The 24,688-nt window shown below is 67.7% G+C and carries 21 protein-coding genes; 10 read left to right on the top strand and 11 right to left on the bottom strand.

Annotated elements, in window-relative coordinates; genetic code table 11:
- Positions 1-20 precede the first annotated feature (20 nt).
- Complete coding sequence (locus O7611_RS17920; protein ID WP_194803493.1) at positions 21-332, top strand: transposase; 312 nt, start codon at positions 21-23, stop codon at positions 330-332.
- Entirely contained in the window at positions 329-1,255 is a 927-nt protein-coding gene (locus O7611_RS17915; RefSeq protein ID WP_194803492.1) for an IS3 family transposase, read from the top strand. Before O7611_RS17920 ends, O7611_RS17915 begins: the two co-directional genes overlap by 4 nt.
- A 135-nt stretch (positions 1,256-1,390) precedes the next feature.
- Here the strand turns inward: O7611_RS17915 and O7611_RS17910 are convergent, their stop codons facing one another.
- On the bottom strand, positions 1,391-2,635 hold the full coding sequence (locus tag O7611_RS17910) for an IS256 family transposase (RefSeq protein WP_166456601.1): 1,245 nt from the start codon (positions 2,633-2,635) through the stop codon (positions 1,391-1,393).
- Between the two features lie 376 nt (positions 2,636-3,011).
- Between O7611_RS17910 and O7611_RS17905 the strand changes: the two genes are divergently transcribed.
- The 5 genes from O7611_RS17905 to O7611_RS17885 all read left to right on the top strand — a co-directional run bounded on the left by O7611_RS17905 (position 3,012) and on the right by O7611_RS17885 (position 11,838).
- A complete protein-coding gene (locus tag O7611_RS17905) occupies positions 3,012-5,012 on the top strand; it encodes a hypothetical protein (protein WP_166456580.1) in 2,001 nt (666 codons plus the stop codon).
- Between the two features lie 83 nt (positions 5,013-5,095).
- Positions 5,096-6,604, top strand: coding sequence for a DUF3375 domain-containing protein (locus O7611_RS17900; protein WP_194803203.1), 1,509 nt, complete (start codon positions 5,096-5,098; stop codon positions 6,602-6,604).
- Positions 6,597-7,268, top strand: a complete 672-nt coding sequence (locus O7611_RS17895) for a DUF4194 domain-containing protein (RefSeq protein ID WP_166456578.1) — start codon at positions 6,597-6,599, stop codon at positions 7,266-7,268. The genes O7611_RS17900 and O7611_RS17895 overlap by 8 nt, the downstream gene beginning before the upstream one ends.
- 2 nt (positions 7,269-7,270) lie before the next feature.
- Positions 7,271-10,609: an ATP-binding protein gene (locus tag O7611_RS17890; protein WP_228532989.1), complete on the top strand. Its 3,339-nt coding sequence runs from the start codon at positions 7,271-7,273 to the stop codon at positions 10,607-10,609.
- Positions 10,606-11,838 carry a Wadjet anti-phage system protein JetD domain-containing protein gene (locus O7611_RS17885; RefSeq protein WP_166456576.1) on the top strand — a complete coding sequence of 411 codons (1,233 nt, stop codon included), beginning with the start codon at positions 10,606-10,608 and terminating at the stop codon, positions 11,836-11,838. Before O7611_RS17890 ends, O7611_RS17885 begins: the two co-directional genes overlap by 4 nt.
- Before the next feature lie 661 nt (positions 11,839-12,499).
- Here O7611_RS17885 and O7611_RS17880 read toward each other — a convergent pair.
- The 10 genes from O7611_RS17880 to O7611_RS17835 form a co-directional block, all read right to left on the bottom strand.
- Positions 12,500-13,138 carry a transposase gene (locus O7611_RS17880; RefSeq protein ID WP_228532983.1) on the bottom strand — a complete coding sequence of 213 codons (639 nt, stop codon included), beginning with the start codon at positions 13,136-13,138 and terminating at the stop codon, positions 12,500-12,502.
- Positions 13,139-13,488: 350 nt separating this feature from the next.
- Positions 13,489-14,505, bottom strand: a complete 1,017-nt coding sequence (locus O7611_RS17875; RefSeq protein ID WP_269697267.1) for a TauD/TfdA family dioxygenase — start codon at positions 14,503-14,505, stop codon at positions 13,489-13,491.
- 493 nt (positions 14,506-14,998) lie between these two features.
- The gene (locus tag O7611_RS17870) at positions 14,999-15,226 is read right to left on the bottom strand and encodes a hypothetical protein (protein ID WP_194803205.1); all 228 of its coding nucleotides are present in this window, start codon (positions 15,224-15,226) and stop codon (positions 14,999-15,001) included.
- Between the two features lie 221 nt (positions 15,227-15,447).
- Positions 15,448-16,254 (bottom strand): 2-keto-4-pentenoate hydratase, encoded by an 807-nt coding sequence (locus O7611_RS17865; RefSeq protein ID WP_269697266.1) that lies wholly within the window; start codon positions 16,252-16,254, stop codon positions 15,448-15,450.
- A 20-nt stretch (positions 16,255-16,274) separates the two neighbouring features.
- Complete coding sequence (locus O7611_RS17860) at positions 16,275-17,249, bottom strand: methyltransferase (RefSeq protein WP_269697265.1); 975 nt, start codon at positions 17,247-17,249, stop codon at positions 16,275-16,277.
- 26 nt (positions 17,250-17,275) lie between these two features.
- Positions 17,276-18,307, bottom strand: a complete 1,032-nt coding sequence (gene dmpG, locus O7611_RS17855; protein ID WP_194803208.1) for a 4-hydroxy-2-oxovalerate aldolase — start codon at positions 18,305-18,307, stop codon at positions 17,276-17,278.
- Positions 18,304-19,197, bottom strand: coding sequence for an acetaldehyde dehydrogenase (acetylating) (locus O7611_RS17850; protein WP_228532984.1), 894 nt, complete (start codon positions 19,195-19,197; stop codon positions 18,304-18,306). Before O7611_RS17850 ends, dmpG begins: the two co-directional genes overlap by 4 nt.
- 29 nt (positions 19,198-19,226) lie before the next feature.
- Positions 19,227-19,475, bottom strand: a complete 249-nt coding sequence (locus O7611_RS17845) for an acyl carrier protein (RefSeq protein WP_194803209.1) — start codon at positions 19,473-19,475, stop codon at positions 19,227-19,229.
- Positions 19,476-19,489: 14 nt separating this feature from the next.
- Entirely contained in the window at positions 19,490-20,338 is an 849-nt protein-coding gene (locus O7611_RS17840) for a 3-hydroxyacyl-CoA dehydrogenase family protein (RefSeq protein WP_194803210.1), read from the bottom strand.
- 161 nt (positions 20,339-20,499) lie between these two features.
- Positions 20,500-20,712 carry an MbtH family protein gene (locus O7611_RS17835; protein ID WP_194803211.1) on the bottom strand — a complete coding sequence of 71 codons (213 nt, stop codon included), beginning with the start codon at positions 20,710-20,712 and terminating at the stop codon, positions 20,500-20,502.
- Positions 20,713-20,978: 266 nt separating this feature from the next.
- Here O7611_RS17835 and O7611_RS17830 point away from each other — a divergent pair, with 266 nt between their 5' ends.
- The 3 genes from O7611_RS17830 to O7611_RS17820 are packed head-to-tail and all read left to right on the top strand — an operon-like array spanning position 20,979 to position 24,687.
- Positions 20,979-21,890, top strand: coding sequence for an FAD binding domain-containing protein (locus O7611_RS17830; protein ID WP_269697264.1), 912 nt, complete (start codon positions 20,979-20,981; stop codon positions 21,888-21,890).
- A complete protein-coding gene (locus tag O7611_RS17825; protein WP_194803212.1) occupies positions 21,881-22,354 on the top strand; it encodes a (2Fe-2S)-binding protein in 474 nt (157 codons plus the stop codon). The genes O7611_RS17830 and O7611_RS17825 overlap by 10 nt, the downstream gene beginning before the upstream one ends.
- Positions 22,351-24,687: a molybdopterin cofactor-binding domain-containing protein gene (locus O7611_RS17820; protein WP_194803213.1), complete on the top strand. Its 2,337-nt coding sequence runs from the start codon at positions 22,351-22,353 to the stop codon at positions 24,685-24,687. The genes O7611_RS17825 and O7611_RS17820 overlap by 4 nt, the downstream gene beginning before the upstream one ends.
- The last annotated feature ends 1 nt before the right edge of the window (position 24,688 follow it).

Here is a 24,688-nt window from a genome sequence, read left to right as displayed (position 1 = left end):
CCGTGGGGAGGAAGTCGTCCGTGGCAGCACCGAAGAAGTACCCCGACGAGCTACGTCAGCGCGCCGTGCGCCTGTATCGCGAGTCGGACCCGAAGCCGGTGATCCGGCGCCTGGCCGAGCAACTCGGCGTGCATCACGAGGCGTTGCGGAACTGGATCCGCCAGGCCGAGGCCGACACGGGTGAGCGTCACGACCGGCCGACCAGCGAGATGGCGGACGAGAACCGGCGGCTGCGCAAGGAAGTTGCCGAGTTGCGGCGGGCGAACGAGATTCTGAAGGCCGCGAGTGCGTATTTCGCGGCGGAGCTCGACCCGACCCGGCGACGGTCATGAGGTTCATTCACGAACACCGTGACCAGTTCGCGGTCGCGCTCCTGCTACGGGTCCTCAACATCGGCGCTTCAACCTACTACGCGTGGGTCAAGCAGGCCGAGCAGCCCTGCGACCGGGACGTCGTCGACCTGGGGCTGATCTCCAACATCCACGAGATCTGGGAGACCTCCGGGCGCACCTACGGCGCTGACCGGGTCCACCGGCAGCTGCGCCGTGACGGCATCCGCGTGGGCCGCAAGCGCGTCGAGCGGCTGATGGCCGAGCAGGGCTGGCAGGGGGCGTTCCTGCGTCGAGGCTGGCGTGGTGGCTCCACGAAGCAGGATCCCCGGCACACGCCGGCGCCGGATCTGGTCAATCGGCAGTTCACCGCCGACGGGCCGAACCGGCTCTGGGTTGCCGACGCCACCCGCATCCCGTGCGGTGAGGGTGTGTTCTGGTTGGCTGCGGTCCGCGACGCGTTTTCCCGCCGGATCGTCGGGTGGAAGACGTCTGACCGCTGCGACACCGACCTGATCCTCGCCGCCCTCGAATACGGCATCTGGTCGCGCGACGTCCGCGACGGCCAGTTGATCCACCACAGCGACCGCGGGTCGAACTACACGTCGTTCCGCTTCGCGGAACGCTTGCAGGACAACGGGATCCTGCCGTCGATGGGCTCCGTCGGCGACTCGTACGACAACGCCCTGATGGAGAACTTCTGGTCCACGCTGAAGATCGAACTCGTCTACCGCACGTCCTGGCGGACCCGCGACGAGGCCGAGAACGCGATCTTCGCCTACATCGACGGCTGGTACAACACCCGCCGCATACAGAAGGAACTGGGCTACCTCAGCCCGAACGAGTACGAGACCGCCTGGCACACCCGCCAGCCGCAACCAGCCGAGCCACCTATCGCCACCCCTGCGCCAGCCGGCAGCAGGTAACCACCGCTCCATCAAAGCGGGGGGAACTCAGAGCGGGACCGCACTGCACGACCTGTTCGTTGGGTGCGGCCGGTTCGCCCGGGGTCAAGTCCCGGGGAGTGGTGTTTTGCGGTTGGGCGTGATTCTTCGTTGTTGTTAGGCGCTGAGCGCTGGTAGGTCGTTGGTGTCGGTGTCCTCCTTCGTGTCGGTGGTGATGAGGGTGAGGCGGGATTTGGCGAGGATGTCGAGGCCGAGGTAGCGGCGGCCTTCGGTCCATTCGTCGTGCTGTTCGGCCAGGACGGCGCCGACGAGGCGGATCAGGGCGTGGCGGTCGGGGAGGATCCCGACGACGTCGGTGCGGCGGCGGATCTCGCGGTTGAGGCGTTCCTGCGGGTTGTTCGACCAGATCTGCCGCCAGATCTCTTTCGGGAAGCCGGTGAACGCCAGAACGTCGTCACGGGCGGCCTCCAGGTGGTCGGCGACGGCGGGCAGTTTGCCGGCGACGGTGTCGATGAGGCGGTCGTACTGGGCGTGCACGGACGCGGCGTCGGGTTGGTCGTAGACGCTGTGCAGCAACGTTTTGACCCACGGCCAGGACGCTTTCGGGGTGGCCGACATCAGGTTCGCCGCGTAGTGGGTGCGGCAGCGCTGCCACGTCGCGCCGGGCAGGGTCGCGCCGATCGCGTCGACCAGGCCGCGGTGTGCGTCGGAGGTCACCAGGCGCACCCCGGACAGGCCCCGGGCGGTCAGGTCCCGGAAGAACGCGAGCCAGCCGGCGCCGTCTTCGGCGCTGGTGACCTGCAGGCCGAGGATCTCCCTATGTCCGTCGGCGTTCACGCCGGTGGCGAGCAGGGCGTGGACGTTGACGACCCGGCCGCCCTCGCGGACCTTGAGCACGAGGGCGTCCGCGGCGACGAACGTGTACGGGCCTTGGTCGAGCGGGCGGCTACGGAACGATGCGACGTGTTCGTCGAGGTCGCGGGCCATGACGCTGACCTGCGACTTCGACAGGCGGGTGATGCCCAATGATTCGACCAGCTTGTCCATGCGCCGCGTGGACACGCCGAGCAGGTAACACGTCGCCACGACCGACGTCAGTGCCGCCTCGGCCCGCTTGCGGCGCTCCAGGAGCCAATCCGGGAAGTACGAGCCTGAGCGCAGCTTCGGGATCGCGATATCGAGGGTGCCGGCGCGGGTGTCGAAGTCGCGGTGCCGGTAGCCGTTGCGGGTGTTGACCCGGTCGGGGGAGCTGGTGCCGTAGTCCGCGCCGCAGATCGCGTCGGCTTCGGCGGACATCAACGTGTCGACGAACGTGGTCAACAACGAGCGCAGCAGGTCCGGTGACGCCGCGGCGAGGTGGTCGTGCAGGAAGCGGGCAGGGTCGATACTGGGATTGGCCATCGCGTGGAACTCCTCGAACTTGAGCGGGAACTCAGATCGAAGAATCACGCGGTGGCCACCTCACGTCTACGCCATGCCCGCCTCAACGGGCCTGCCGCACACCACTCTGCTGGACGCAACTGCCGGATTCCGATGACAATTGTGCTGACCGAGGATGGGCTGCCGCAGGTGCGGTCCGTACGCATGCGGTAAGGCGTGCAGGGACCGGTGGTCGGGGCACCTGAACAGTAGGAGCACGAGCGCCTCGAGAAGTCCAGTTCACGGCCTTGCCGTCGCGGGAATCGTGCATCTCTGCGGGCATGTCAGGTGGGTGGTCGTATACCGCTGGCCCGCACGCGGACGGGGCGAGTCCGGGTGTTGTGGCTACGGTAGGCCCGTGGCAGAACGACTCACCGGCGCTGAGTTCATCGCCCGAGCCCGCGAAAAGCACGGCGACAGGTACGACTACTCGTTCGTCCAGTACGTCAACAGCCAAGCCAAGGTGACGATTATCTGCCAGGAGCACGGCGAGTTCCAACAGGCGCCGGCGAAGCATCTTCACGGGCAGGGGTGCGGCTCCTGCGGAGGCCGGGTCCGGCTGACCACCCAGCGCTTCATTAACAGGTCTCGCCGGGCTCACGGCGATCGGTACGACTACTCACTGGCCGAGTACGTCAACAATCGCAACCCAGTGACGATCTTCTGCGGCGATCATGGGCGATTTCAGCAGCGACCAGAAGCTCACATGGCCGGCGGGGGTTGCCCGCGATGTGCCGACCGGGAACGTGGCCTGGCCCGAACAGGCACGACGGCTGCCTTCCTCGCCGCGGCCGCTGAGGTGCACGGCGACCGGTACGGGTACACCGAGGTGCGATACGTCAACAGCGAGACCAAGGTAACGATCATCTGCGCTGAGCATGGCCCGTTCGAGCAGTTGCCCGGCAGCCATCTCCGCGGTGTCGGCTGTCCGGCGTGCGGCACCGTGCAGCGAGCCCAGCGGCTCACCAGCTCGACGGAGGAGTTCGTTCTGAAGGCACGGGCAGTCCACGGCGAAGCCTACGACTACTCGCGGGTCGAGTACGTCAAGGCGCGGCTCAAGGTCACGATCGGCTGTCCAGCCCACGGTGATTTTCAACAGACCCCGAACAGTCACCTCAGTGGCGGTGGTTGCCCCAGCTGCGCGCAGGAGGCCATCACCCGCGCGCAGACCGACACCGCCGAGTCCTTCATAAAGAAGGCGCTTCATGTACACGGAGAGCGGTATGACTACTCGCAGGTCGAGTATCTGCACAGCCAGATCAAGGTCACGATCCGCTGTCGCGAGCATGGTCCGTTCCCACAAGTCCCCTCAAGCCATCTGATCGGCTCCGGTTGCCCGAGGTGCGCGCACCGGGCGGTTGGAACGGCAAACGCGGACACGACGGCATCCTTCGTCGAGAAGGCGCAGCGTGTCCACGGTGAAAGGTACGACTACACCCAGGTCGAATACGTGCGCAGCCAGGTGGAGGTCACGATCGTCTGCCCTGAGCACGGTCCGTTCCGCCAGGTGCCCAACTCGCATCTGAGCGGTCGGGGCTGCCCCGAGTGCGGTCTCCGGAGCATCTCGCTGGCGCGGGCCGGGAACCTCGACTCGTTCCTCGACAGGGCCTTTGTCGTCCATGGCAGCCGGTTCGACTACTCACGGGTCACGTTCGCCGGCTCGCACATCAAGGTGGCGATCCTGTGCCGCGACCACGGCGAGTTCAGGCAGACGCCGGCCAGCCACCTCAACGGGAGTGGCTGCCCGTCCTGCGCCACCGAAGCGCGCCGAATCGCGATCGCTGGCACGTCTGACCTGTTCGTCGCCCGTGCCGAGTTCGTTCACGGCGACACGTACGACTACTCCGGCGTCGAGTACCGCAACGCGATGACACCGGTCGTCATCATCTGCCGTCGGCACGGCCCGTTCACGCAGATCCCACCTGTGCATTTGGGTGGGAGTGGTTGCCGCCGATGCTCGACCTCGAAGGGTGAGATCGCAGTCGCTCGCCTCCTCACCAGACTAGGGCTGGAGTACGAGCACCAGTGGCGGGACCACGACTGCCGGGACTTGAGAGTCCTCGCCTTCGATTTCGCGCTCATCGGACACCGTATGTTGATTGAGTTCGATGGGCCGCAGCACCGCCAGCCGGTCCGCTGGGGCTCGATGTCGCAGGCGGAGGCCGTCGCGCTGTTCGATGGCGTACTGCGTCGGGACCGGATCAAGGACGACTGGGCGGTGGCCAGCGGCTGGAGGATGCTGCGCCTGACGGATGCCACCACCGTCGAGCAGGACCTGACCGCCGCCTTGGTCGCTGGCGGACTCCTGGTCACCCAGTCAGCCGGCAACCCCGCTGATGAACCGCCCCGGATCTTGTAGAGACCAGGGCGTACCACGAAGGTCGTAGGCTATCGATCGCGAGGGGCTGACTGTGTCGTACCCGCCTCGTACGCTTCGTGTCGATGGTTATGCGAGGTGTAGAAGGTGCTTACCAAGGTGCGCTCCGGGCGTTCCAGAATCCGATGCTTGCCTTGCTTCATCAGACGCACGCGCCGTTCGTGGTGACGGTGTTGGCGATGGTCTTCACGGCGGAGCGGCCGACGGTTGCGGTGGCGGATGCGCATGCGGAGATCAACGACGCCCTTGACCAGCTACGGGCTGCCGGCTATGGCGACGAGGATAACCAGCCGCTGCCTAGTGGAAATTCGCGGGACTTGTGCAGGCAGTGGGTGCAGGCGGGGTGGTTGGTGCGGCAGGTGTCCGACGCCGGTGTCGAGGTGTACCGACTGTCGGCGTACGGTGTCGGTGCACTGGAGATCGCTGGGCGTGTCGGCGGGGCGCGGACCAGGGTGTCGCAGTCGCGGGTCAGGACGCTGTTGGAGGCGATCGAGCGGCTTGCGCAGGAAGCCGATCCGGACCTGATGACCCGGCTGGCGCGCTTGCACGAGGAGATCCAGCAGCGGCAGAAGGAGCTGGCTCGACTCGAAAAGGGTGGTGCCGTCGAGACAGTCGAGGACGAGCAGCTGCTTGAGGCCGCCGAGAATGTGCTGCACTTGGCGCGGGAGCTGCCTGCGGACTTTGCCCGCGTGGCAGAGTCGATCAAAGCTATCCAGCGTGACGTGGTCGCCGAATTGCGGCACGATGTGCGGCCGACCGGGGAGGTGCTGCGTGAGTACCTGGCCCGCGGCCAACGGATCTTGGATGCGACACCGGAAGGCCGCGCGTTCGCGGGGGCGTTGCGCCTGATCGGCGACCCGGCGCAGATCGATGACCTGTGGGGCCAGTTGCGGAGGGTGCTGAGGCACCGGTTCACTGAGCTGTTGCCGGAGCAACAGCGGCGGGAGCTCGCCGAGATTTCGCGGCGCATCGAGCAGGGCGTCAAGGAGGTGCTGGCCGCCCAACGGCAGGCATCTCATGTGATCACCACGCAGGTCCGCAACCACGACCCGATGCGCGACCGTCAGGTGGATGAACTGTTGAGGGATGTGATGTCGGGCCTGCACAAGTGGGTTCCCAGTTCACGCCGTGGAGAGGTCGTCGAGCCGTTGCGTCGCCTGCCGGTGGCCGATGTCGGGCACTTGCGTCAGCGGATGAGTGATCCGCGACCACCGGAGCCACCTGCGCCGTTGCGGGACTGGGCCGAGGAGGAGGCCGAGGACTTACCGGCGGCGGACACTCGGGCATGGGGTGGCCCTCGGTACACCGAGTTGCGGGCGCACCTGGCAGCGTTCGCGGGCGGTGCGGCGAACGTGGATGTGCTGGCGGCATTCCGGGCAGCGGCCGAGGATCTCCAGCGGCCGGTCGATTTGCTAGGCCTACTGGAGATTGCACATGACGCCGGGATGACCGAGACATCCGAGATGGCGGTGGTTGACACGGTCCGGCCCGACCAGACCCGGCGACGGTTCGCCCTCGGCAGTGTGGTGGCGGCGAACCCGGCGGGCGTAGAGGGGAGCGGTGGTGATGAGTGACCCGGACGGCGTCGACGACGGCTGGCCGATGGGCACGGTGGCCGGGTTCATCGACCCCGTTTCGATGGAGGAAGATCCGACCGAGCTGTTCGCTGGCGATGCGGGAACGTTGGACGCAGAGGTGCGCCGTGTGCTGGTCCAATTATTGCGGCGCAAGTTCCTGCTTGCCGAAAAGAATCCCGCGCAATGGCGCACGTTGCTGGAGAACCAACAGATCATCGAATCGCGCATGCATGACCTGTTCGTTCGCCTCGTGGTCGACCACGACCGAGGCGTGGCGTACAAGCAGCAGGTGCGCTCAGTCGAGCTTGACGTGCCGATCCTCCTCAAGGACGACCCCTACACCCGGGCCGAGACTCTGGTCCTGATCCACCTGCGGACCGTCTTCCAGCGGGAACGCGGTACGGGCGAGATGTCCGCGAGGGTGGACATCGAGGAACTTGAGCAGACCGTGCTGACCTACTTCGATCCGCACGACCATAACTTGGCCCGGCGCCAACAGGAGGTGCGCAACGCCGTGCAGCGGTTGGTCCCCGAAGGGTTGCTCGCGGAGGAGTCCGCAGGCCGGTATCGGATCACCCCGCTGGTGGAGGTTGTGCTGAGCACGGAAAAGCTCGCCGAACTGGACCAGTGGCTACGCGAACGGAATGAGGCCACAGCGTGAGCATGATCGACACGCTGTTCGGGTTGATCCCGGCAGCCTCGCGGGGTCAGCAGTGGGTGGCGCGTGACCTGCAATTGGTCAACTGGGGCGGTTACGACGGATATCACCACCTGCGAATCGCGCCTGGCGCTACCTTGCTCAGTGGAGGTTCCGGGTCGGGTAAGTCGACACTGATGGACTCGTACATCGCGTTGCTCATGCCGCATACGACTCCGTTCAACGGGGCGTCCAACGGTGGAGTGGTCGGTAGACCCCGGGGCAGGGACCAGCGCAATATCCTCTCCTACGCGCGCGGTAAGCTCGACGAGTCCCGGACCGACGGCGAGACGAAGGTGCGGGTGCTGCGCGGCGACGGCCGGGATACGTGGTCCGCCATCGCGATGACGTGGGTCGACCACACCGGTGCCGAGTTCACCGCGCTGCGGGCCTGGTATGTGCCGTCTTCCGCTCGGAGCTTGGACGACGTCGTGGCGGTACGCGCCATGTGTGACCACGGTTATCAACTACGCATGCTGGAAGGCCCGGCGAGCAAACAGCTCGCCCGCGCCGAGGTCGTGGCCACTGGCTTGAGCTGGTGTGACACTGACCGGGATTTCACCGCGCGTCTGCACACTACCCTCGGTATCGGCGCCGCCGGCGACGGGCACAAGGCGGTCGCGCTGCTAGGACGGATTCAGGCTGGCCAACAGATCACGACGGTCGATGCCCTTTACAAGACGATGGTGCTTGAGGAGCCGTCCACGCTGGCCACTGCTGATGCGGTGGTACAGCAGTTCGATGAACTTTCCGGCACCCGGGCGCGGATGATCATAGCCCGACAGCAGGTGAAGGCATTGACTCCGATCCGCGACCACCGGGCCACCATCGAGAACGCGGTGAACCAGCTGCGCCTGATCGACGAGGTCGGATCGTTCACCGAGGCGTCGACCCCTGCCGCATTGTGGCGTCATCAACGCCGGCTGGACCTGTTGCGCTCGGCTGAGCATGATCTGGCTCAGCGGCACCGCCGAGCCCAGGAGGAAGTGTCCGAGACCAGCGCCCTGGTCGCCGCGGCCGAAGTGCAGCGAGATGGGCTGGTGGAAACCCTTCGTGCCTCCGGTGGTGACCGCCTCGAGACGGCGCTGCGGGAGATCCGCGCCGTGGAGCAGCGGCTGGGCGATGTTGAACGGTCACGGGAGCGCCTGGACCGGGCGCTTGCCGTCATCGGCGTCACCGTGTCGACCGGTGAGGACTTCGCGGCACTGGTCGAGACGGCGTATCGGTTTCTCGCCGACAATGACGCCCGGAAGACGGCGCAGAACCAGTTCGCTGAGGCGGTGGCGGAGAAGAAGGACGCCGAACGAGAGCTGACCACGCTGCGCTCCGAGCACAAGGCGGTCAAGACCCGTCGGGGCAATATCCCGACTGAGCTGCACGCGGCTCGCGCGCTGTTGGCCGAGGCGGCCGGACTCAAACCAGATGACCTGCCGTTCGTCGGCGAGCTGATCGAGGTGCGGACGGAGTTCGAGCCGTGGCGCGAGGCGTTCAACCTGGCGCTCGGCGGATTCGCTACGCGGATGCTGATCGACATCGGCAGATTGAACTCGTTCCGCGAGGCGATCAACGCGGTGCCAACCGCTCGACGGCTTCAGTTCGAGGGCGTGCGTACCGGGTTGCGTGATGAGGTCGGGCTGGACGCAAAGACACTGCCCGGCAGACTCGACTACCGACCCTCGCCGTTCACCGCCTGGCTCAAGAGCGAGATCGCCCGCCGGTTCGACTTCGTCTGCGTCGAGACGCCCAGGCTGCTCCCGCAGTACCCCAAGGCCCTTACGATCACCGGCCAAACCTCGGAAGGCGGGCGGGGCGCGCACGGCGGTCACGGCCGGGCCAACGTTCTCGGTTTTACGAACAGCAGGCTGCTTGCCGACCTCGAGCACCGCATCGGCTTTGTCCAGAAACGCCTCGACGATGCTCTTGACCGAGCATTCAGGCAGGAGGAAAATCTCAACTCATTCGAAGCCAGACGCACGAACTACCAGACTCTGACCGAGTTGTCCTGGGACCAGGTGGACCTCGATGCGGTCCGAGCGGAACAGGACCGCTGGAACCGCGTCGCCGACGAAATCCGGGCGGGCAACCCACGGATCGATCAGCTCCAGCGCCAGGTCGACGGCCTCAAGGAGCGGGTCAGGGAACTGACCGAACGCGTCGGCCGGCAAAAGGAGAACTTGAAGAAGCTCGGGGAGTCGTGGAGGTCGACCGTCGACGAGGTGGACCGCGCCCAGCTCGCGCTCGACACGGCCACGGAATCAGGCGTCGATGTCCCTGAGGAACACCGGGAGTACCTGGAGACGCTGTTCGGCAGCGAAGCAACCGCCACCACCCCGGACGGGGCGCTTGCCGAGTTCGACGCCGCGATGAAACGGGCCACAGAACGGATCCGCGCCGACCGACAGTCGGCAACGGAGACGATCGGGCGATCACGGAAGGCGCTGCTCGACACGTTCTCGACGTTCCTCGAACGCTGGCCGAACCCGAACCTCGGCATCGACCCGGACGGCTCCTATCGCGACTTCGACCGTCTGCTCACCGACCTAGAGACCAGTGGCCTGCACGAACTGGAGACCGAGTGGCGCGACAGTCTGCTCAAGCTGTCCGGTAACGACCTGACTGGCCTGGACAGCGAACTGGCCGCCGCGATCCGCGAGATCCGCGACCGGATCGACCCAGTCAACCACATCCTCGCCGAACTGCCGTTCTCCGACGACGAACACCGGCTGCGTATCGACCCGCAGGAGAGCCACTCCGCGGTGCGCGCCCGGTTCCGCAAAGAGCTGCGCGACGTACGCGCCTTCATCGACCAGGCGGCAACCGACGACGACCGGGAACGCGCCTATCACCGGATGGCCAAGGTGATCGACCGCATCCGGCGCACCGCGCCCGATTTCGCCGACCTCGTCGACGTACGCAATCACGTTCGGATCAGCGCCGAGAAGTGCGACCTCGAGGGTAGGCATGTCGCCGTGTACGACCACATCGGCGAGAAGTCCGGCGGCGAGTCGCAAGAGCTGGTCGCGTTCATCGTCGGGGCCGCCTTGCGGTACCAGCTCGGCGACGCGGGCGCCGCCCGCCCCCGCTACGCCCCCGTCTTCCTCGACGAGGCACTGATCAAGGCGGACGCGCACTTCACCGGCCGGGCCATCGGCGCCTGGCGCGGCCTGGGCTTCCAACTCATCATCGGCGCCCCCAATGACAAGCACAGCGCGATCGAACCACACGTCGACGCGGAGTACCTGATCCTCAAAAACTCTCAGGGCCGATCTTGGGCGAAGCCACTGGTCGGTGTTCCGGACGCATGAGCGCACTCGTCATCCCGCAGGACGCCATCGCGGCCATGCGCCGCAAGATTGATCAGAAGTGGCCCGAAGCCGTAGGCGCGGAGCTCGGCGTCGGCGACCACGTCGTCTTCTCCGTTCCGCTGCGCCCCGGCGTGACGTCCGGCAAGGCCGTCGAGCAGCTCGGGCACGCAGCCTGGCACCAGTGGCACATGCAGTGGCGTGACTTCTCCGACCAACTGCCCACCGGCGTGGGGCTCGTTCGCAAACCGGTGACGATCCGAGGAGTCGCCGGCGACTTCCCCGCCACGCTCGTCGCCGACCTGGACGGCGCCAACAGGCTCACCACCGACACCCACACCGGTGCTGAATCACCGAGCGTCGACCTCGGCCGCGCCCGCGCGCTCGCTCGGGCGCTGCGATCAGCCGGCGCGACCCTCACCCCGGCTACCCTCCGAGCCGTCTACCGTCTCCAAGACGCCGACGTCGAGGTGCTGATCAACGCGGTGACCTGGCTACACCAGCACCCCGACGCCAGCACCTGGACCCTACGGCAACTACCGGTGCCCGGTATGCACACCAAATGGCTCGGCACCCACGGCGCCCTGCTGCGCGACGTCGCCGGACGCGATGTCCGCGACGAAGTTCGGCCCCGGCTCACCGTCATGCACCTCACCTACGTCGACCCTCACCACGCCGCATCGGGCCGACGCCGGCACGACGCCTGGACTACCGGCGACGTGCACGAGATCGCCTACCAGCCGCGTGTCGTCCTCGTCGTAGAAAACCGCGATTCCCGCCTCTGGTTCCCGCCCGTCAGCGACACGATCGTCGTCGAGGGCGGCGGCAAGGCCGCAGCAGCCTTACTAGCGAACGTGCCCTGGATCCGCGCCGCAGATCACGTCATCTACTGGGGCGACATCGACGCGGACGGGTACGCGATCCTCGACCAGTTCCGCGCCACCCTCGCACAGCCGGCACCAGACGGTGCACCAGCAAAACGCGTCACGTCCATCCTCATGGAAGCGACCGACCTCCACCGCTACTCCCAACATGGCGTCAACCATGACAAGGCTGGCCGCCCCATCAAGCCCTCACCCGAGCCTTTGCCGCACCTGACCGACGCCGAAACCACCGCCTACAACACCATCGCAACCGCGGGCCCCACCCCGTTCCGCCGGATCGAGCAAGAAGCCATTCCCCTCACCCACGCCGCTGCCCGACTGCTGCAGATCTTGGAAGAACGCCGGTGAAGCGCCCACGATTCTCGCCTGCCGGCCGTCGAGGGCGGTCATGGCAAGCTTCGGGTGGCTGCGGCCCGTGACAGCCCCGAGCCCACAGCGCGGGTGGGATTGCTACCCAACGATCGAAATGACGCCGACGATGCGCAGCCCGAGTTAGGTATCGACTCATGTCAATCAACCGACATGTACCCCCATGCCTGCGGCAGGCGGGTCCCGATGGATGGGGGATCGTCGTTCTCTTGGCGACGGGAGACCTCGATGGTAGGGCGGCGGGCGCGGTCGGACCCTGGCGACGTCCTGTCGGTCTGCCCCCCCGTTTACCCCCCGAAAACCCCCACCTGCAGTTGACAACCAGTGACAAGGGGCGATCGGTCTCTGACCGTGTCTGTGCAGCTCAGCGCTTATTTCTGACGGCCAATGACAAGGTCGGGGTAGCTACGGACGGTAACAAGGGGTTGTCGGTTCGAATCTATTGTCCCGACTCGGCGTCGAGGGGGCTGACCCTAACCTCGGGTCAACCCCCTCGACGGTGTGCCGCTCGGCTCCCTGTTGGTAACGCGGGGACCCGTACGGTCCGGGTAGGCTGACCGTCAACCGATCGGGATGGCACCAACAACGCGCAATCCGAGGTGGGCATCGGTTCGTGTCGATCATCGGACACCAGTACGATTCATTGTGCACAAGATGACGTTGGCGGCCGAGAACATTGGATTGCGGGCGCTGCTGGGCCGTGCCGATCTTCAACGGGCGGCAGCAGCACTGGACGCATGAACTCGGTTCGGCGGGCGTATGCAGGCCGAGACAGTGTGAATGCCTTGACCGGGTCGTAGAGCTGGCCGGTGCTCAGGCAATGGTGCAGGCAGCCGAGGAGTTTGTTGAAAAGGTTCCGCAGTGCCGCGGGATGCCGGTCACCGTGGTTGCGGCGGCGTTGGTAGTGCTGCTTGGCGGGTTCGGCGTGGGTAGCCGCGACGAAGGACCAGATATAGCCGGCGGCCGCGAGGCGGTCGTTCTTGACCTTGCGGTGGGTGATGGAGATGCTTCGTCCAGAAGCGCGGGTGACGGGTGCGGACCCGGCGTATGCCTTTGACGCGCGGGCGTAGGCGAAGCGGGTACGGTCGTCGCCGATCTCGGCGAGGACCCGGGCGCCGGTGACGTCGGCCAGGCCGGGAAAACTCGTGACGATCTCGTGGTCGCGATGCTGGCGAAACGCTTCGCTCGCGGCTTCTGCGAGCTGGTCGACGCTGGCGCACTCGACGTTTAGTGCGGCCAGCAGAGCGAGGGACTGCGCGCCCATCGCGGCCTCGACCATCGGCAGCTGCCGCAGCTGCGGACGGCGCAGGGCTTCATGCAACTCAGCGGCAAGTTCATCGACGCCGCGTTGACGAATCCGCGGCGCAGCGCCGCCGCGATCCGGGTGCGGGACAGCTTGGCCGCTGTTGCCGGCGTCGCCGCAATGGCCAACACAGCGCGGGCGTCCGGGCTGGTCAGATGCCCTTTCCTGCCTGCGAACGCGTTGAGGAAGCCGGCGAAGTACTCTCGCAGCAGCGACCGCAGCTCATTGGACGCGCGGGTCCGCCGCCATGTGGCGTCCTGATGAGCAGGGGCGAGCACCGCGACAGCCTGGACCAGTTCGCTAACGGATAGTGGACGTTGTTGAGCTCACCCGACGATGACGTGACCGTCACCGGGGCGGAGGCTGCGGGAGCGGCGCAGGTCCGTCGCGATGTAGGTGCGCTGCAACCACCTGTCGTAGCCGTCATAACGGGGGGTGAACGGAGAGCGTCCGTGCACGGCCGTCCGGTTATCGACGATGGCCCAGTCGCCCGGCTCGAGGTGGATCGTGACCGCCACGGCCTCAAGAGCCCGAGTTAGTGCGCGTACCGCCGCCGCAGCCCGCTCCGTCGTAGCAGTCGTGGCGCTCAGGTCCACCCTAAGGTCCGCCTCCCCGGTCAAGATGGCGTGCGGCACGCTGCGATCACGGTGCCCGAACGACGGCGGGGCAGCGGTCCGGAACTCGGCCGCGGAAAGCACGTCAACCGTTCCGCCGTCCAGATGGCGCAACGCCCGGCGGATCGACGCGATCCGCAGACCCGCCTCGCCCTCATGGTCGGCCCGAAGGCAGAGCAGCGTGATGTACTCCGGGCGGTGCTCGTGGAAGGCGTTCTCGACGTGGAACGAGAGCACTGCGGTGGAGCCGGCATTGCCTTGGAAGGTCTCCATCCCGGGCACCGGAACGACGTCCTGCACCAGACCGCCCGACTTCTCCGGCTGGTATGCCACCGGATCACCGAGACCGGTCGCGAAGAGCATCAGCACCGCAGCCGGCACCGACGGCTCCCGGCGTACCGATGCTGGACCGTTGGGGGTGTACTCCAGCGGGCCGGCTTCGGCCGGAAGGCCTCGTACGAGCAGGTAGCCGTCGTCGTTGCCGTACCGGCGGAACGCTCGGACGAACTGCCGCACCCTTTCCGGCATACGCTCCCAATTCCGTCGTACCAGATCGATCCAGGGCAACTCCTGAATGGAGCTGTGTGGTGCTGCCGCAAGCTCGGTCGCAATGCCGCTGACCAACTGTCGTTCACAGGGGTCGAGTTCGATGTAACCCGTAGCGACGTTCGGCGGCTGCAGCCGGCACGAACACCCCGCGCTGATTACGGCGTTCTGCAGTAAAGTCACTGCGATTCCTTTCGACTTCGGCCAACGGCATGGCTGACACGACCAAGAATTGCTGTCCAGGCTATCGCGCACCTATCGGGGGCATTTCGCAGGAAGCCGTACATCAGAAATCCGCGCCAACTGACGCCGCCGCGGATTTCGACGAAGGCGGTCGGCCAGGCGGTTACGGTGCCCCCCGGCGGCTACTTCAGCATCTCCGACGCGACCGGGTGGTTCGGCTGTTCCGCCCGAGTCGGAGGTTGCGCTGGGATGCCAGGCGCCGACCCGGCTCGGTGGTGGTCAACGAGTATCACCGGACCGCCCCGCGCGATCTTCAGCAACCCAGGCCACTGCCTTGAGCGGGTCAGGCACAGTTCAGGCAAGGCATGAGCCCCCGACGTAGTGCGGCTTGTTATTCCCGCACCTGTCGGGGGCCTCACGGTTCAGCCTCCAGTCACGTTTTGACTGTGAGAAGCTTCAATCCGATACTGACTCTGGGCGTGACAATTGCGTGTCACCAGTTGTGAGCCAGGTAGAGGTCAGCGCCGGAGGTGCCCTCGCAGCGGTAGTTTTCGGCCTGGCCGCTGCTGATCAAAGAGACGCCGGCCTGCTGGCACTCGGCCGCCGTCGAGTAGGTTGCATAGTACTTCCAGGTGTAGATACCGGCGGATGCAAGGTTTGGGGTGAGTGCGGTGAAGCCCGCGACGACGGCACCGATCACCATCGCCTGCCTGATACGCAAAGACAGCATTGTTTACCTCCGGTCCGTTACTTCGTTGATTTCATGCAGCCCGGACGCAAGGAGCAAAGGGTCCGCGTCTCAGGACGCCGGTGCGGTCCGGGAGTTCCCACTATGTTGCTGTCCGGGAGGCGCCCTTGGCCCGTGCCGGGCCCCGCCTAGGCGCGGAGCCGGACGACGATGCCCGGCCCAGGCGTTCGGCGCCTCCTCGGCCCCATGAGCCCTTACTCGTTCGCCCGTGGCCCGACCGCGACCAGCGAGACCGAGCCGAGAACACCGAACGAGGCCCGCACATCTCGGCCGGGCACCAGGTCCACGGCGCCGGCCCAGGACCCGGCGAGCACGATGTCGCCGGCTCGGATGCCGTCGCCGTAGCTGGCCAGGATGCGGACCAGGCAGGCCACGGACTCAGCAGGATGCCCCATTACGGCAGCACCGGTCGCAGTGAGGCGGCTGCGGACCGTGCCGTCCCGCTCCCGCACCTCGAAGACCATACGCTGAGCCGCGAGGTCGAGGTTGCCAAGCGGGGTCGGGGTGCCGAGCACCGCCATCGCGGACGACGCGTTGTCGGCGACCGTGTCGACGAGGGTGATGTCCCAACTGTCAAACCGGCTGTCGAGCACCTCGAGCACCGGGATCACCGCGGACGTCGCGTCGAGGACGTCCTGCGCCGTCACCTCGGTGCCGGTCAGGTCCTCACCCAGCTCGAAGGCGACTTCGCCCTCCACCTTCGGGTGGATGAACCGTCCCGTGTCCAGATGGATGCCGTCGGGCAGCAGCATCCGGTCGGTCAAGAAGCCGAAGTCCGGATGGTCGATGTTGAACATTTTCTGGATCGCCGCGCTGGTGGCGCCGATCTTGCTGCCCACCAGACGAGCTCCGTCGGTCAGCTCCGCGTCGCGCACCCTCCGCTGGACGGCGTACGCGTCGTTCAGCGTGAACTCCGGATGCCGCTGGGAGATGCGTGGGACCGGGAGGCGATGCCGGGCTGCGGTCCAGAGCTCGTCGGCAACCACCCGCTGCGGTGTCATGCCGGATGTCCCCGGGCTCACTACCTGACCGCCACGAAGAGTCGGCCACCGGGCAGGATCTCTGCGTGGCTCTCGACGTGCCGGAAACCGGCGGCCCGGAACTTCTCCAGCCACTCCTTCTCGCTGGGCAGGAAGACCTCCATGAAGGTGGCGTGCAGGTACGTGAAGAGAGCGCTGAACCTGCGCTCCTCCTCGCCAGCGGCGAACGAGACGGCGTCGGCGACGACCATGGCCCCGCCCGGGGGGAGCGCGTCGCGGCACTGACGTAGCACGGCTTCACACAGCGCGTCGTCTTGGACGATGTCGTGCAGGACGAAGCAGGCCGTGATGACGTCGGCGCCCTTGATGGGACCGGGGTCGTCGATGAGCGATTCGATCGGCCGTTCCACCACCTCCATGCGCTCGGCCACGCCGGCCCGAATTGCGGCCGTCCGAGCGGAGGAACAGGCGGAGGCGCTGATGTCGACCGCCACGCCGGTGCGGGACGAATCCTGTTGCAGCGCTTGGATGAGCAGTCCGCCGGCACCCGCGCCGAGGTCCACGATTCGCGAGGCGCCGGACGCCCGGGTCCGGTTGAGCACCGCGGGGTAGAAGGTTCGCTCACCAATCCAGCGTGAGCTGACCGCGACCCGGCGCCCGTTGCGTTGGTGCGCCTGCGCGGATGTTTCCCGATCGATCAGGAACTCCCGCGCGTTCTCGACGAAAGGGCTGTTGGCGGTGAGCGACCAGGCGAGGTAGCCGGCCTCATGCCTGCGCTCGGCGAAGTCCGGCGCTGCGCAGAACACACCGGGGTCGGCCGTCGGGACCACCAGGCCCGCAGCGGCGAGGGTCTCCACGTACGCGGCGACACCCGACCGCGGGATCCCCGCGGTCTCGGCGGCGGAGGCGATCGTGAACGGGTTACCGGGCTCCAGCACGTGGTCTAGTCCCAGCTCAGCGCCGATCTGCAGCAGCGTCGCGGCCGCGGCGAGGTCGGCTGCGGACTGATTCTTCACTCGGTGCCTCCAAAGCGTTGGCAGTCTCACATCGGACCCGGCTTGTCGTCGGCGGTCAGCGCCATTGCCACTTCGATGATCGTGTCCTCCTGGCCGGCCACGACCCGTCGGCGGCCGAGCTCCATCAGGATTTCGCGGGGGTCCACCCCGAACTGGTCCGCGGCTTGACGGACCGGCTTGGCGAACCCGGAGAAGACTCCGGCGATGCCGCTGGTGATGGTGATGCTGTCGTTGGTGGGGACATGCTTGACGAACCGATCCTCGGCCAGATCGGCCGCGTCCAGGGCGCCGAAGAGGTCCACCCCGGATGCGATCTCCCGCACATGCAGGTTCGCCGCGATCAGCTCCAGCGGCGCGTTTCCGGCCCCGGCGCCGAATCCCCGGGAGGTGACGTCGACGATCGTCGCGCCCGCCGCGATGGCGGCCATGCTGTTGGCCACGGCCAGCCCGAGGTTGTTGTGCGCGTGGAAGCCGACGTCGATGTCCAGGTGTTCGACGACGGTCCTGACCTTCTCGGTGACGTCCCGCGGGGTGTAGGCGCCGGCCGAGTCCATCAGCACCACGGCCTCGGCCCCGAAGTCCTGCATCATCCTGGCCTGTTCGGCCAGTTTCGCCGCAGGTGCCATGTGGCTCATCAGGAGCATGCCCTTGACCGTGATCCCCATCGCCCGGAGCATGGTGATCTGCTGCCGCGTCACGTCCGCCTCCGTGCAGTGGGCGCCGACCCGGACCTCATCGACTCCACAGTGGAGGGCTGGCTTGAGATGCCCCTCGACAGTCGCGAACCCGGGGATCGACAGCACACCGAGACGCGCGTTTCGCAGTTCCGCCTTGGCCGTCGTCAGCATCTCCGTGTCGCTGAGCGCGGCCAGGCCGACCTGGATCGTGGAGGCGCCCAGGCCGTTGCCGTGGCCGACCTCCACGACGTCCGCGCCCGCGAGCTCGGCGGCCCTCGCGTAGGCGCGGATGTCGGCCTCACCGAGCTGGTGCGAGACCGCGTGGTTGCCGTCCCGTAGCGTCGTGTCGCAGAGAGAAAGACGACTTTCGGTGGTCCTCATACTGATCTCCCCGCTCGCGCCTCGGCCGCCGCCACGGCCGCGCACGTGATGACGTCCAGGTTTCCGGCCGAGCGCGGCAGCCAGTCACCGCGACCCTCGACCTCGACGGTGATCATGATTCGGTTGGAGTCCCTGACCGGCGGGACGACGACGCGGTACCCGGGAACGTAGGTGCGGATCTGCTTCTCCATGATGTCCACCGCGGCCCGAAGGGCATCCATGTCGATGCGCTCCGACGCCAGGGCGGTGATGGAGTTGCGCATGACGATCCCGGGCTCGGCGGGATTGATGATCAGAACGGTCTTGGCGCGGTCGACGTCACAGAACTGGTGGGTGGCCTTCTGCGTGGTGACGACGTACTCATCGAGGTTCGCTCGGGAGGCCGGGCCCACGCTTGCCGAAGAGCTCGCCGACACGATCTCCACGTAGCCGAGGCCGTCCGTCGCCTCAGCGACACAGACCGCCATGGGAACCGCTGCCTGTCCGCCACAGGTGACCATGCCGAGATACCGCTCGTTCAGGCATTCGTCGAGGTTCAGCGCCGGTACGCAGAACTTCCCGAGGTTGGCCGGTGTCAGGTCGATGAATGACGGGCCGAGCGGCTCGATGATCGACCAGTGCCGAGCCGCGTCCCTGGCCGATGTCGCGTCGAAGACGATGTCGATGCGATCGGCGATGTCGACGATCGCATCGATGCCCGCCACGCTGGTGGGAACGCCGTGCGAGTCGGCCAGCGCGATGCCGGGTGATCCGGCACGGCGCCCCGCGAACATCTCGCAGCGCAGCGCGGGGGAGTCGATGACCTTCAGGAGTAGATCGGTTCCGATGTTCCCGGTGCCGACGATCGCCACGCGAAGCGGGTCCGTGGTTGACGCCATCAGCGCAGCCATGGCGGTCTCCTTTGCTGTGGTGGGAGTTCTCAGGCGGCCGGCACCGCGAGTTTGCTGGTCACAAAGGCATCGATGACATTGATTGTCCGGAAGTTGCCGATATCGAGGTCATCTCCGTTCGCGGTGACACCGAAGGTGTTCTCCACGAACATCACGAGCTGGACCGCAAACAGGGAGTTCACGTAGCCGGTCGCGAAGATGTCCTCGTCGTCGTCAACGGCGAGGCCATTGATGTGGCTCTCGACGAAATCGCGAATGATGCCGAGACGCTCGTTCATGATCCTCTGCTCCTTTAGATGTTGTAGGTGAAAAAGCCGCGACCGGTCTTCACGCCGTGTTGACCGGCGTATACGAGCTTGCAGAGCAACTGGCTGGGCCGGAACTTCTGATCGCGGAAATGGTCCTGCAGGACCTCGAGCGAGTACAGGACGGTGTCCAGGCCGATGAGGTCTGCCGTGGCCAGCGGACCCATCTTGTGGCCGAAGCATTCGACGAAGAGGCGGTCGATGTCGGCCGCGGTGGAGACGCCCTCGTCCAGCAGGCAGATGGCCTCGTTGACCGTCATCATGGCCACCCGGTTGGTGACGAACCCCGGTGAATCGTTGACGACGACGCTGTCCTTGCCGGCGCGTGAGATCACGTCACGGGTGCCCGCTACGGTCGCGTCCGAGGTGTGGAAGCCGCGAATGACCTCGACGAGAGGCTTGATCGGCGCGGGGTTCATGAAGTGGGTGCCGATCACCCGGTCGGCCCGGCCGGCATGGCCGGCTACCTTGGTGATGGGGATGGCCGAGGTGTTGACGCCGAAGACGCAGTGCTCCGGGCAGATCCTGTCCATCTCGACGTAGAGCGGCCCCTTCACCGCCCAGTCCTCGGTGACGTTCTCGACGACGAAGTCCACGTCGGCGAGCCTCTTGAGATCCGTGGTGAACTCGATGCGGGACAGCACCTCGGCTGGCTGCGCATGCGAAGCTGGGTCGAGCATTCGGTAGAGCCGGACATTGCGCTCGATGAGCCGGGCCGCGCGATCCAGCGTCGCCTCGTCGACGTCGACCAGGACGACCGGCAAGCCGCCCGCGGCGAACAGATGGGACACTCCGATGCCCATGGTTCCGGCACCGACCACGCCGATGTTCTTCACTTGCGCGTGCCTCTCTGTGGGGAACGGGTTGCGCCGTCGGCGGATCGGCTGAGGGCCTGGTGGCCCCGCTCCAGCCGATTCCGAGGGTTGGCGCCGGATTGACAGGGTCCTGTCGGTCGGGGTGGGATGGTCGTGGCCATCGCTGGCTCCGGTCCGGCCGCTCAGGCTGCGGTCATCTGTTGGCGCAGGCTGAGGGGTCGCATGTCCGTCCACACCTGCTCGATGTGGTCGAGGCAGACCTGCTTGGTGCCTTCCACTCCGGTGGGTGACCAGCCGGGCGGTACGGTGCGGCCGGTCGGCCAGATCGAGTACTGTTCCTCGTCGTTGACCACGACGGTGTAGTGCTGTTCCTGCTCGGACACGTCTTCTCCCATCGCAGCCTCCGAGGGCCGTCGAGTCGGCCCTGCTCGGTTGTCTGCGAGGCTGGCGGTCGGCGCTTTCGCGGGCCTTTCAACCGCCTTTTCCGCCCGGCCGCCACCGGCGACACCCGGCAGGCGGGAGGGGCATCCTGCTCTTCCGCACCCCCGCGCCCGCACGACGGCGGCCGGACCGGGGCCCTTCGGCGCACGCTCACGCCGGCGGCGCGGTGGAGATAGGACGTCGACAGCCCGGCGAAAGAACAGCGGCGTAGCACTGCGGTGTGACCCCGACATCGACTCTCATCGGCCCAGCGGGCGCCGTCTCGGCGGCGCCTCGGAGCGACTACCTTCGCCCTGCCGACCTCGACGAGGCGCTGCGGCTGCTTGCCCGGGCCCGCGATGCCGTGATCGTCGCGGGCGGCACCGACCTCATGGTGGCTGCCAACCTTCGCGGGTGGGCGCCGGCGGCGCTGCTGGACATCAGCCGTGTGGAGGAGCTGCGCCGGGTGGACGACACCGGCGATCTGATCCGGCTGGGCGCCGGCGTCACCTTCGGCACGATCCTGCACGAGTATGCGCACCGGCTGCCCGGCCTGGCCCTCGCGGCGCGGACGGTCGGCTCTGCCCAGATCCGCCAGCGAGCCACGCTCGGCGGCAATCTGGCCACCGGTTCGCCGGCTGGTGACAGCCATCCCGCGTTGCTTGCCCTGGACGCCCAGGTCGAAATGCGGTCGCTGCGCGGCACCCGGCTGGTACCACTCGCCGACTTCCTCCTCGGACCGCAGCGCACCGTACTCGCCCCGGACGAGCTGATCACCGCGGTCCTTGTCGAGCCGCACCCCGGACCGCAGCTGTTCGCCAAGGTGGGCCGCCGGTCCGCCATGGCCATCGCGCTGTGCTCGCTCGCCCTCTCCATTCACTCGAACGGGCCGCGGGTGCGGGTCGCCTTCGGCGCGGCCGCACCCACCGCGCGCCGCGCCTGGGCCGCCGAACGCTTCCTCGTCGAGGCGATGCGTGATGCCGGCGGTGACACCCCTCCGGCAGAGCTGGTGGCCGAGTTCGTCCGGCTGGTCCGAGGGGCGGCCGACCCGATCGACGACATCCGCACCACCGCCGACTACCGCCGGCATGCACTGGGTGTGCTCGCGGAGCGGGCGGTGTGCCGCGCCTGGCGGGAGATGCTATGCGACTGACGATGAAGGTCAACGGCCGGCCGGTGGCCGCCGACGGCGTGGCGCCCGAACGCAGCCTGCTCCGGCTGCTCCGCGACGACCTCGGCCTGACCGGGACCAAGGACGCGTGCGAGCAGGGCGAGTGCGGCTCGTGCACGGTGCTGCTGGACGGCGGGTGCGTCAACGCGTGCCTGGTACCCGCCGGGCAGGCCGACGGCGGCTCGGTGGAGACGGTGGAAGGACTCGTCGACGTGCCGGCGGTGGTTCTCCTGCGGGAGGCGTTCCTCGCGGCTGGTGCCGTCCAGTGCGGCTTCTGCACGCCCGGCCTGCTCGTGGCGGCGCAGGAGCTGATGAGCCGGCGTGCCGAGCCGAGCGACAACGACATCCGGGAGGCACTGGCCGGCAACCTCTGCCGGTGCACCGGGTACGTGACCATCATCCACGCGGTGCGCTGCGCTTGGCGAGCGGGTCGGGAGGTGCGATGAGCGCGGTCACCGGCCGCCCGGTCGCGCTGACGGTGGCCGGCTCGGCGGGCATCGGCGCCAGCCCGCGCCGGCCCGACGGGATGCTGAAGGCCCGGGGGGAGTTCGCGTACTCCTCCGACCTGCGGCACCCGCAGGCGCTGTTTGGCGCGACCCTGCGCAGCCCGCACGCCCGGGCGCGCATCGTGAGCATCCGCGCGGAGGCGGCCCGGCGGCTCGCGGGCGTACATGCCGTGCTGACGCACGGCGACCTGCCGGCCGCCCGCACGACCGGTCTCGACCGCCGCGATCAGCCGGTCCTGGCCGGCGACCGAGTCCGATATCAGGGCGAACCGGTCGCGCTGGTGGCGGCCGAGGACGCCGCGACGGCCCGGCGCGCTGTCGCGCTCATCGAGGTCGAGTACGCGGTGGAGACTCCGCTGACCGACCCGTGGCGCTCGGCGTTCGATCCGGACGCCCCGCTGGTGCACGACGAGTACCTCAACGTCGTACGCCACCAGCGCATCAGGCGCGGCGAGGTCACGGTTCCCGCCGCAGTGGTCGTGCGCGGCGAGTACCGGGTGGGCATGCAGGACCAGGCCTTCCTCGGACCCGAGTCCGGGCTGGCACTGCCCGCCGGCGACGGCGGCGTGGAGCTGTTGGTCGCGACCCAGTGGCTGCACGTCGACCGCGACCAGCTCGCGGCCGTGCTGGGCCTGCCGCCGGAGAAGGTGCGGCTGACGCTGGCCGGCGTCGGCGGGGCGTTCGGCGCCCGAGAGGACCTGTCGATGCAGGCGCACGCCTGTCTGCTCGCTCTTACATGCGGGCGGCCGGTCCGGATGGCGTACCTACGGGAGGAGTCGTTCGTTGGCCACGTCCACCGGCACCCGGCCATCCTGCGCTACGAGCACGGCGCCGACCACGACGGCCGGCTGGTCTACGTTCGCGCCGAGGTCATCCTCGACGGTGGTGCCTACCAGTCGTCGACTGCCGCAGTCGTCGGCAACGCCGCCTCGCTCGGTGTCGGCCCGTACGAGGTGCCCAACGTCCTGGTGGACGTCTATGGCGTCTACACCAACAATCCGCCCTGCGGCGCGATGCGCGGCTTCGGCGCCGTGCAGACCTGCTTCGCGTACGAGTCGCAGATGGACCGACTCGCCCGTGCGTGCGGCCTGGAGCCGCTGGAGGTGCGCGCGCGCAACGCCGTACGCCAGGGGTCCCGGATCGCCACCGGGCAACTGGTGGACGCCCCGATCCCGATCGCGGAGATCCTCGACGCGGTGCGCGCCACGCCGCTGCCGCCACCCGTGGACCCACTCGACCCGCGCGATCTGCCCGGCGGGATCGGGGCCACCACCGGCGGTGAGGGCGTGCGGCGCGGGGTGGGATACGGCATCGGCATCAAGAACATCTGCTACTCGGAGGGGTTCGACGACCACTCGACCGCCCGGCTACGGCTGGAGCTGCGCGACGACGGACCGACGGCGATCGTGCACACCGCCGCCGCCGAGGTCGGCCAGGGGTTGCAGACCGTGCTGGCCCAGATCGTCGCGACCGAGCTGCCGGTCGACCGGGTGGAGATCCTGCCCGCCGACACCGATGTCGGGTCCGCCGGATCCACTTCGGCCTCGCGGCAGTCGTACATGACCGGCGGCGCGGTGCAGGCGGCCTGCGGGGCGATCAGCGCCCGCCTGGCGGCCGTCGCCGCACGCCACTTTCCGGGCCGACCCGACGTTCCCCTGGCCGAGCTGCTGAGGGACGGGCCGGTCGAGGAGACCCGCGAATTCCGCCACCGGCCGACCGTGCCGCTGGACGCCGATGGACAGGGCGCGTCGCACGTGCAGTTCGCCGTGTGCGCCCACCGGGCGGTGGTCGACGTCGACGTCGACCTGGGCCTGGTCCGGGTGGTCGAGCTGGCTGCGGCACAGGACGTGGGCCGGATCCTGCATCCCGTGTCCCTGGCGGGCCAGATCCACGGCGGCTCGGCCCAGGGCCTCGGGCTTGCGCTGCTCGAGGAGGCGGTCGTGGTGGATGGCGTCATCCGCAACCCGTCCTTCACCGACTACCTGATCCCCACCATGCTGGACATGCCTGAGATGACCCTTTCGATCCTCGAACACCCTGATCCGCACGCGCCCTACGGTCTGCGTGGCGCGGGTGAGCCGCCCACGCTTTCCAGCACCCCGGCGATCGTGGCGGCAGTCCGCGACGCCACCGGCGTCGACCTCCACCGCGTGCCCGTACGCCCGCAGGACCTCACCACAGCGCCCCCGCCGGAGACATGGGGCTGGTGGGCCGACGCCGACGCCGGCGCGGACAAGGCGGCGGCAGTCGACCGACACATGACCGAGAGGTGAC

It is taken from the genome of Micromonospora sp. WMMC273, assembly GCF_027460285.1.
GTDB classification, from domain to species: domain Bacteria; phylum Actinomycetota; class Actinomycetes; order Mycobacteriales; family Micromonosporaceae; genus Micromonospora; species Micromonospora aurantiaca.
This window is presented reverse-complemented; position numbering and strand designations above follow the sequence as displayed.

Coding starts and splice junctions, on each gene's coding strand:
- O7611_RS17820 (WP_194803213.1), top strand. CDS start 22,351: ATGAGCGCGGTCACCGGCCGCCCGGTCGCGCTGACGGTGGCCGGCTCG.
- O7611_RS17880 (WP_228532983.1), bottom strand. CDS start 13,138: ATGGTCGAGGCCGCGATGGGCGCGCAGTCCCTCGCTCTGCTGGCCGCA.
- O7611_RS17895 (WP_166456578.1), top strand. CDS start 6,597: ATGAGTGACCCGGACGGCGTCGACGACGGCTGGCCGATGGGCACGGTG.
- dmpG (WP_194803208.1), bottom strand. CDS start 18,307: ATGAGGACCACCGAAAGTCGTCTTTCTCTCTGCGACACGACGCTACGG.
- O7611_RS17900 (WP_194803203.1), top strand. CDS start 5,096: ATGGTTATGCGAGGTGTAGAAGGTGCTTACCAAGGTGCGCTCCGGGCG.
- O7611_RS17835 (WP_194803211.1), bottom strand. CDS start 20,712: ATGGGAGAAGACGTGTCCGAGCAGGAACAGCACTACACCGTCGTGGTC.
- O7611_RS17825 (WP_194803212.1), top strand. CDS start 21,881: ATGCGACTGACGATGAAGGTCAACGGCCGGCCGGTGGCCGCCGACGGC.
- O7611_RS17890 (WP_228532989.1), top strand. CDS start 7,271: ATGATCGACACGCTGTTCGGGTTGATCCCGGCAGCCTCGCGGGGTCAG.
- O7611_RS17865 (WP_269697266.1), bottom strand. CDS start 16,254: ATGACACCGCAGCGGGTGGTTGCCGACGAGCTCTGGACCGCAGCCCGG.
- O7611_RS17850 (WP_228532984.1), bottom strand. CDS start 19,197: ATGGCTGCGCTGATGGCGTCAACCACGGACCCGCTTCGCGTGGCGATC.
- O7611_RS17885 (WP_166456576.1), top strand. CDS start 10,606: ATGAGCGCACTCGTCATCCCGCAGGACGCCATCGCGGCCATGCGCCGC.
- O7611_RS17910 (WP_166456601.1), bottom strand. CDS start 2,635: ATGGCCAATCCCAGTATCGACCCTGCCCGCTTCCTGCACGACCACCTC.
- O7611_RS17915 (WP_194803492.1), top strand. CDS start 329: ATGAGGTTCATTCACGAACACCGTGACCAGTTCGCGGTCGCGCTCCTG.
- O7611_RS17845 (WP_194803209.1), bottom strand. CDS start 19,475: ATGAACGAGCGTCTCGGCATCATTCGCGATTTCGTCGAGAGCCACATC.